This window comes from Bartonella sp. MM73XJBT (assembly GCF_028618465.1).
GTDB lineage: Bacteria > Pseudomonadota > Alphaproteobacteria > Rhizobiales > Rhizobiaceae > Bartonella.
The window spans coordinates 1-7,721 of record NZ_JAQISY010000045.1 but is presented as its reverse complement, the minus strand read 5'-3'; the positions used below and the strand labels follow the sequence as shown (position 1 = coordinate 7,721).

Genomic DNA, 7,721 nt, shown 5'->3' with positions numbered 1-7,721 from the left:
ATAATTTCCTTTCATAATAAAAAATGGGAACAAATCATAAGTATTTATTAACCATATTTTTGAATCACTGGAAAGGTATTTAGTCTATAGAAAACAGTGTTTTATAATACATTTTCTGATGTGATAATTTATGAGTCTCATTGAGAAAGAATGAGAGAAGAGAGAGAGTAAGTTATCCACAGATCATGGGGTTATGCACCCCATATCTTAAGATTGCCCAGTGACATAAGCGGCCCATTTATCCATATAGACACGGCGCTGTTCTAAATAGTCAGTACGACGATAGGCACGCTCTACTTGTCCTCCTACCGTATGACTTAGAATGGTTTCAGCGACCTCATAGGGGGCATCGGTTGTTTCAGCAAGCCAATCGCGTAAACTAGAGCGAAAACCATGCGGGCAGGCATCAAGTTTATTATCTCTCATATATTGAGCCATACACTTAGCAGCAAGGGGACCCCGACCGGTTGCAGAAAAGAAAAAATCATTACGAGAAAGCAATCGTGCTTGTTTTAAAATTTCTAATGCCTCTGTTGATAAGGGCACGCGAAATTCTTTTGTTGTATCACGCTTTCCTTTCATATTCTCAGCAGGAATTGTCCATATATCCCCCTCAACTTGATCTTTATGCATATGACACAAGGAATTGGTACGAACGCCTGTAAGGATAAGCAAACGCAAAGCTAGTCGTGTTATGTTTTGTGTTTTACAGAGTGACTGATAAAAAGCCGGCACTTCTTTCCAATCCATGGCTGGTCTATTAGTGACCTTATGACGTTGTTTACCTAAGAGAGCGCGTGCTTTTGTTACTGCTTGTAAATCAACATCCAAACCTAAGGCAGCCGCATGTTTAAGACATATATTAAGACGATTCAGTGTTTTTTTTGCTGTTGAAGCTTTTGTATGCCAAATGGGAGCGAGGGTATTGCGTATCTCTGTTTGCGTAATCTCAGAAACCGGCAAACAGCCTAATTTAGGGAGAATATGAAGTTTTAAGGGTAAAAACCAACGCCCATTTTTCCCATCTCCTTTTAATTCAGCTTTACGACTTTCAAAAGCATCTAGTGCAATATCTTTTAAATAATGGAGATTGCTTATTGCTTCACGCTTTTGTTTATCGCGTTCTTTAATGGGGTCACGACCCTCACGTAAAACAGAACGCTATCCTGTTGCCAATTCACGGGCTTGTTTTAAAGAGACATCTCTTAAAGCCCCCAAGCCCATTTCGCGGCGCCGCCCGTGAATGGTATAACGATAAATCCATTGAGCACCTCCATCTTTACGCTTATGAAGAAGCAAGCCGGCACCATCATTATATTTGCCAGCTCCCAATGTTGCGACAGCCCTTGCATTAAGACGGTTCATAAGAACCATTTTTAGTCCTTTCTTATACAAATTTTATCCATACATTCATCCCGCTTGTGACGTGCAAAGGTGTGGTTTTGATTGATTCAAGATAAGCAGATTTAAAATGAGAGAATCCTATGTTATTCGAGGGTCTAATTCAATATGAATAACGCTAGATTATCATTATAAATCAATATCTTGTATAGGCATTAGAGATGGGCGTGGCGTATAATGAAACGTCCGTGGCTAGTTGGCACGACTATAAACGCGGGGTGGTAAGCGGTGTGACGGAAGCGAGTGGGGCGAATGATGATGAGGCGCGTGCTGTAGGTGCTAGGGTCGCGGCGCAGTAAGGTATAAAGTTCATAAATGAGAGGTATAAGCACGATACTTGTTTTAAAAAACTAGAGTATCTATGTGGTTCGTCTATTTCTTTAGCGGGCTATTCTTTAAATATATTTCTATCTGTCTTTGCTGCGGCCCAATTTTTGAGTGAGGAGGTCATTCAGTACCGTTGTTACCATATTGGTAAAAGATACGCAGTCTATTGAATATGACATATTTGTGATTTTTATAGGGAAAAAAAGTTGAATATGAAATTTTTGTTTATAAAACAGGAAATTTTGAAATAAATGAATTGCACTAATCTTAAAGTATTGTACCCTAGAGTCGCGGGTCTTGTAGCAAGCAAGGTGCGAGGGGAGTATAACAGATGTATAATAATTTTTTTTCTGAGAGAATAAACCTTTTAAAAGCTAACGGAACCTATAGAACATTTTATGACATTAATAGGCTTTGCGGACACTATCCAGACGCAAGGACCTCTAGTGATTTTGGTAAAACAGTGAAGGTTTGGTGTAGTAATGATTATTTGGGAATGTCGCAGAATCAAGCTGTGTTACAAGCTATGCATGATGCGATTGATCGATATGGGGCGGGAGCTGGCGGTTCACGGAATATAGGTGGAAATTACGCTGTTCTGTGTCAACTAGAGGAAAGTCTTGCACAGTGGCATGAAAAACCTGCAGCGCTAGTTTTCCCTACGGGCTATACATCAAATGACGCCACGTTACATGCTATTTTACAGTTATTACCTGACTGTATCGTGTTTTCTGATGAGAAAAATCACGCTTCATTAATTAATGGGATAAGACGCTCTGGTGTAGAGAAAATAGTTTTTAAACATAATGATGTTGAGGAACTTGAAGAAGCGCTGCAGGCAGCGCCTCTAGAGCGGCCAAAAGTTATAGTTTTTGAGTCTATATATTCTATGGATGGAGATGTGGCACCTATCGTAGACATTGTGAGGCTTGCAAAAAAATATAAATGCTTTACGTTTTTAGATGAAGTACATGCGGTTGGCATGTACGGCCCCAAAGGTGCTGGCATGGCAGCAGAACTTGGTGTGGCCGAGGATATTGATATTATCCAATCGACTCTGGCTAAAGCTGTGGGTATTTTGGGTGGTTATATAGCTGGTTCACGGGAAGCTATTGATGCGGTGCGTTCATTCGCGTCGGGATTTATTTTTACAACAGCGATGCCGCCGTGTATTGCGGCGGGCTGTTTGAAAAGCGTGGAGCATTTAAAAAAATCGCAAGCCGAGAGAAGCCAGCTACACGAAAAAACGCAGCTACTTAGGCAACAGCTGAAAGTACGGAAAATTCCTGTATTACAGGTAAGTCAAACACATATCCTTCCTGTGATGATTGGCTCAGCAAAAAAATGTACTTTGGCGGCGCAAGAGTTATACAATAAGTTTAATATTTATTTGCAGCCCATAAATGCTCCGTCCGTCCCTATGGGAACAGAGCGATTCCGAGTTAACGTTACACCTAACCATACGAGCGCTGATATAGAATATTTGGCAGGATCGCTAGAGCAGGTGTTCTATGCGTATGATATAGCTTTTGCAGAGTGATGTGTTTATGGCAGAGAAAGACTTTTTTTATATTGAGGTGGCGAGGCCTGAGCACATTGAGCGGCTGGTGGAGTTGCGTTCATTGTTATTGGATGGTGGGCAGGGGCTGTATGTTTCACAGTCTGCCGAGGAAGCAAAAATCTGGAAAAAGAGCTATCGTCGCTGGTTGCAGCAATATTTTCGCAGTCGGGATACCAATAAAAATTTAGTTGTAGCTCATGGTGGGGGCTCTGCTGTTGTAGGCTGTGTCACCGCACTTATTGATGATCGACCGCCGAGCATTGGGTGTCTGAACGGTAAAGCAGGGTGGGTACAGTCGGTCGTTGTTGAACCAAGTTGGCGAAGAAAAGGTGTGGCCCTTAAAATGCTGCAAATGCAATTGGCTTGGTTTGATGCAGCTGGCGTCCAGAGAGTGTTTTTGTCTTCTACAATATCTGCTCAGAGTTTTTATAAAAAAAGCGGATGGTGTGATACTGGAGAACCTTTACTTTATAAAAGGCTAGGAAAATAACTGGATGAAAGTTTTGATAATTGGAATGGGTTATGCGGGGAGGCGATATCTACGCGCGTGGAAAAATGTAGCACGACAGAAACAAATCCCTTTAGAAGTGGCTTACTATTCTAGACGCAATAAGAATAATAGTGTTAAGTATTATGATTGCTTCGCTACTGCTTTAACTGATTTTTGTCCAGATGTTTTGGTTATTGCTGTTACTGATGGCCGGCATTATGAGGTTATAGAACAGTTAACTGAGTACAAAGGGTTTGTAATTTGTGAAAAGCCTTTTATTGGGCATGAGGATTCTCTTGTGGATGCTGGCGCTAAACTCGTACAGTGTTCAGGTTTTTGTTTAGATATGGTAGAGAGATATTCTGCCGTGAGTAGTCTTTTAAGAAACTATATTAGTGAGTATAATCTAGAGCCTATACGGTGTACTTTTCATTGGGGCAACGATCGACTATGGGATTGTCGGCCTACAAGCGGTGTTTCAAGTGAAATAATTCACCCTATAGATCTTGTCCAATGGATTTGCAAGCAGCGCTTGGTTCTTGATAAGATGATAGCACTAGAGTCTGACTTTGCTGTTGGATCTGCGTTCAAATTAGATAGTGCTTTCATACTCGCTCAATTAGGCGCGGAGGCAGTTTGTACGGGTTACAGCAGTTTTGTGAATGTAATCACAAAAAGAACATTAAGTTTTATATTCAGGGGTGGCGAAGGAAGAATTGTCTTTGCGCGTGTTGTATATGATGACCCCGATTGGGATCACGATTATATAAAAATTTGGGAAAAAGATAAGGAATGCGCACCGTTATTAGAGGAACGCGTCGTTGGTTCAGCCTCAGGAGCGGCAGATCATCAGATTATAAAGCTTATGAGGCAAGTAGAAGATGTGGTAAATTTTGTTTATAGTGGTAAAAAACCAGCTGTTGAATTTGCTGACCTCGATGTAGCGATTGACTTACAAAAAATGCTCAATGACATAAATAGTCATTCAGGTCGTTACAGGGCGCCTATTTTTTCAGTGAAGGGACAAAAAAGGGTTGTTGATTACCATAATTCTTAGGCCAGAAGGTTGCCATGTTTAAAATTCTTTTTATCTCGCTGGCTATGTTTGCATTAGGTTTGGATGCTTATGTTGTTGCCGGTCTTCTTCCCAAAATTGCCGTCAGCTTTGATTTGAGTGAAGCCGCGGTAGGGCAAGCTGTGACAATTTTTACATTCTGTTATGCGCTTTCTGCTCCTTTTTTTACTCTGCTTTTTGCAATGAAAGAGGCAAGAAAAACTCTGCTTTATGCACTGCTCGTTTTCCTTGTTGCTAATGGTCTAAGCGCGTGTTCTGTCAATTATCCGATGCTGCTTGTCTCTCGTGCTATTGCTGGCTTTGGGGCTGGTTTGTTTTCTCCTATAGCTATGGTTGCTGCTACGCATCTCGTATGTGCTGAGAAGAAGGGGCGCGCATTAGGCATGACACTTGGTGGTATGAGTTGTGGGACAGTGTTAGGCGTGCCGCTTGGTTTGCTGATTAGCGATTATTTTAGCTGGCGTGCCAGCTTTGGGTTGGTGGTTTTATTTTCAATAATAGCTTTTGTTGGGCTTTGGCGGGGGTTGCCACGGCTTGCAATTGCTGCGCCAGCGTCTGTAAAAGAGAGAATACGGGTCTTAGCAGATAAAAGAGTTTTTATTACAGTTTTTATTACTCTTCTGACAGCGGTTGCGAGCTTAGGCGCATATACTTATATGATCCCTATTATTGCAAGATCTGTTCCTAATCTCGACATGGTTGCCGCTTTTTGGGTTTGGGGTGCGGGTGGCGTTATTGGGAGTTTTTCTATCGGTTATTTAATTGATAAAACGAAAGGTACGCCTTTATTATTATTAGCGCTTCTTTCACTCATGGCCATAGCGATTTTTTCGTTGTATTTCGCGCAATATTTGCACAGCATTTTATTTTTCCCGTTGTTTGTTTGGGGGATGACAGGGTGGGCTTCTTTGGCGCCGCAACAGCATAGTTTGTTATCCTATCAACCACAACATAGTAATGCTGTATTAGCGCTTAATGGTTCTTGTAATTATCTTGGAAGTGCATTAGGCGCCTTATTGGGGGGGGTGGTTGGATCGTTTTTATCGTACAGCTATATACCTTTATTCGCTACCCTTATTCTTATCGTGACTTTTTTACTAAAGATTATGTTAACAAGGAGCCTAGAGTCATGAGCTGCGGTGATGCTAAGCGTGTCTCGCTGCTTAGCTGTAATGGCTGACCAATTTAAGCGGCGCTTGTGGGTGCAAAATAGGGCCCTATACTTTCTAAATACAAGGGGAGTAGCCTAGAGAGACATCGTAATTAGGTATAGGGACATATACGGCGAGCATATTGCGTTAATTTGAGCTATGTTAGCGTAAACGTCTTTCTTTAGACAAAAGTGCGTTGGCCTCGCACGTATTATTTATTCGGCGGGACGTGGCAGGCCTTCAAAGTTAGCAGTGATCTCAGCGCGGTTTGCAGAATTTGCTGAGAACATTAATATTTCCTGTTGGTTTGCGCGCATTTTACGTCTGAAAAATGAGAACGTTCGAACCGATGTAACGCGTGCAGTACCATTTATCTTGTTACAACTTTTCTAATTCTTATTTAGTGCGATTTTTGCTGTGGTTAAAAGCTGCAGCAGTTATCGGCCTTTTTGTGTTTGAGCCGTCACAGAGCAAAGACCTTGCGCGGGTGATTTTATGCGTTTTTTGCCAAAAATGGCCAATTTGTCTAAAAGAGCGGAGACTTTGTTGCAGAAGGTCTCTGCTCATTTTCCCCTTGTTTTTCAAGCTGTTATAAAAATAGCACTTTCTGAAGTTCGAATGCACCTCATAGGGTGCAGACAAGATACGAACCGACGAACTTCATCGAGAAGACACTATAAGTCACATCTAATCATTGTTTATTATGCATAAACTTGTCATTATGGCAGAATATAGCATCTTATATTTATTCTAGCGTAGGGGAGCGCCGATATGACGATTATAGCGGATGAGAAGAAGATAGAGGGCTTAAGCCAAAGCCCACAAGAGCAAGACATAGATAAGTTAAAGGCCACTTTTCCGCAATGTTTTCGGGAGGGCAAGCTGGATATAGATCAGCTTTTAAACCTATGCGGTGAATATATCGACAATGATTTTGAGAAGTTTAAGTTTGAATGGAAAGGCAAGGGAGCAAGTCTAAAACTTGTGCAAAAGCCTTCCTTGGCAACGTTGCGGCCTAAGTTTGATGAAAGTGTAGACTTTGACAACACACATAATGTCGATATCAAAGGCGATAATCTCGAAGTCTTAAAGCTTATCCAACAGGCTTATTTTCAAGAGGTCAAGATGATTTATATTGATCCACCCTATAATACGGGGAATGATTTTGTGTATGAAGATGATTTTAAAGACCCCTAGCAAGATATAAAAACGTGACGCGCCAAACGACAAAATTGAACCCCGAGACAATGGGTCGGTTTCACACGGCGTGGCTGAATATGATCTACCCGCCGCTTGAGATTGGCTCAAAGCTTATTGCGTGATGATGTGGTGATCTGTTTTGCAGCCATTGGCTTTTAAAAAGATCCTATGGATTGCAAAGGAACCAGCGCCCTTAACAAGCGCCACCAACGCGGGCAGTGTCATTCCTAAGGGGTGTGGACATTTGTCGTGAAAACGTAAATCAGCAGGCAATTCACATGTGATCCCCCGATTGCGTAAATAGGTTTCTGCTAAAGTATCTTTGATCGGTTGGCTTTTTTGCCAAATCTTTTTTGCTCTCTCTGCTTTCTGTTTTACTTCTTTGAGATCAGCACAAAACTGTTTTGAGAAAGAAAGCGTCTGATCATAAGCTTTATCAACAAAGGCTTGTTTCCCCAGCAAGCCAATTCTTCTAAGCGCTTGTATGATCTCTCTAAAAGAGCAGCCCGCATAACA

5 protein-coding genes and 2 pseudogenes are annotated in these 7,721 nt (G+C 41.6%); 5 read left to right on the top strand and 2 right to left on the bottom strand.

The window, feature by feature from the left end; genetic code table 11:
• Window positions 1-207: 207 nt before the first annotated feature.
• Window positions 208-1,374, bottom strand: a pseudogene (locus tag PVV69_RS08710) (tyrosine-type recombinase/integrase).
• Between the two features lie 685 nt (window positions 1,375-2,059).
• On the opposite strand from PVV69_RS08710, the gene hemA reads away from it, so the two are divergent.
• The 5 genes from hemA (at window position 2,060) to PVV69_RS08685 (ending at window position 7,202) form a co-directional block, all read left to right on the top strand.
• Window positions 2,060-3,268, top strand: a complete 1,209-nt coding sequence (gene hemA, locus PVV69_RS08705; RefSeq protein ID WP_273757200.1) for a 5-aminolevulinate synthase — start codon at window positions 2,060-2,062, stop codon at window positions 3,266-3,268.
• A 7-nt stretch (window positions 3,269-3,275) separates the two neighbouring features.
• Window positions 3,276-3,779 carry a GNAT family N-acetyltransferase gene (locus tag PVV69_RS08700; RefSeq protein WP_273757199.1) on the top strand — a complete coding sequence of 168 codons (504 nt, stop codon included), beginning with the start codon at window positions 3,276-3,278 and terminating at the stop codon, window positions 3,777-3,779.
• Between the two features lie 4 nt (window positions 3,780-3,783).
• Window positions 3,784-4,836 carry a Gfo/Idh/MocA family oxidoreductase gene (locus PVV69_RS08695; RefSeq protein ID WP_273757198.1) on the top strand — a complete coding sequence of 351 codons (1,053 nt, stop codon included), beginning with the start codon at window positions 3,784-3,786 and terminating at the stop codon, window positions 4,834-4,836.
• A 14-nt stretch (window positions 4,837-4,850) separates the two neighbouring features.
• On the top strand, window positions 4,851-5,987 hold the full coding sequence (locus PVV69_RS08690; RefSeq protein WP_273757197.1) for an MFS transporter: 1,137 nt from the start codon (window positions 4,851-4,853) through the stop codon (window positions 5,985-5,987).
• A gap of 789 nt (window positions 5,988-6,776) precedes the next feature.
• Window positions 6,777-7,202, top strand: coding sequence for a hypothetical protein (locus PVV69_RS08685; RefSeq protein ID WP_273757196.1), 426 nt, complete (start codon window positions 6,777-6,779; stop codon window positions 7,200-7,202).
• A gap of 135 nt (window positions 7,203-7,337) precedes the next feature.
• Here the strand turns inward: PVV69_RS08685 and PVV69_RS08680 are convergent.
• Window positions 7,338-7,721 (bottom strand): annotated as a pseudogene (locus PVV69_RS08680) (hypothetical protein); the annotation flags it as partial.

What these genes read in the sequence shown, in the direction of transcription:
- hemA (WP_273757200.1), top strand. Translation starts at nt 2,060, where the DNA reads ATGTATAATAATTTTTTTTCTGAGAGAATAAACCTTTTAAAAGCTAAC.
- PVV69_RS08700 (WP_273757199.1), top strand. Translation starts at nt 3,276, where the DNA reads ATGGCAGAGAAAGACTTTTTTTATATTGAGGTGGCGAGGCCTGAGCAC.
- PVV69_RS08695 (WP_273757198.1), top strand. Translation starts at nt 3,784, where the DNA reads ATGAAAGTTTTGATAATTGGAATGGGTTATGCGGGGAGGCGATATCTA.
- PVV69_RS08690 (WP_273757197.1), top strand. Translation starts at nt 4,851, where the DNA reads ATGTTTAAAATTCTTTTTATCTCGCTGGCTATGTTTGCATTAGGTTTG.
- PVV69_RS08685 (WP_273757196.1), top strand. Translation starts at nt 6,777, where the DNA reads ATGACGATTATAGCGGATGAGAAGAAGATAGAGGGCTTAAGCCAAAGC.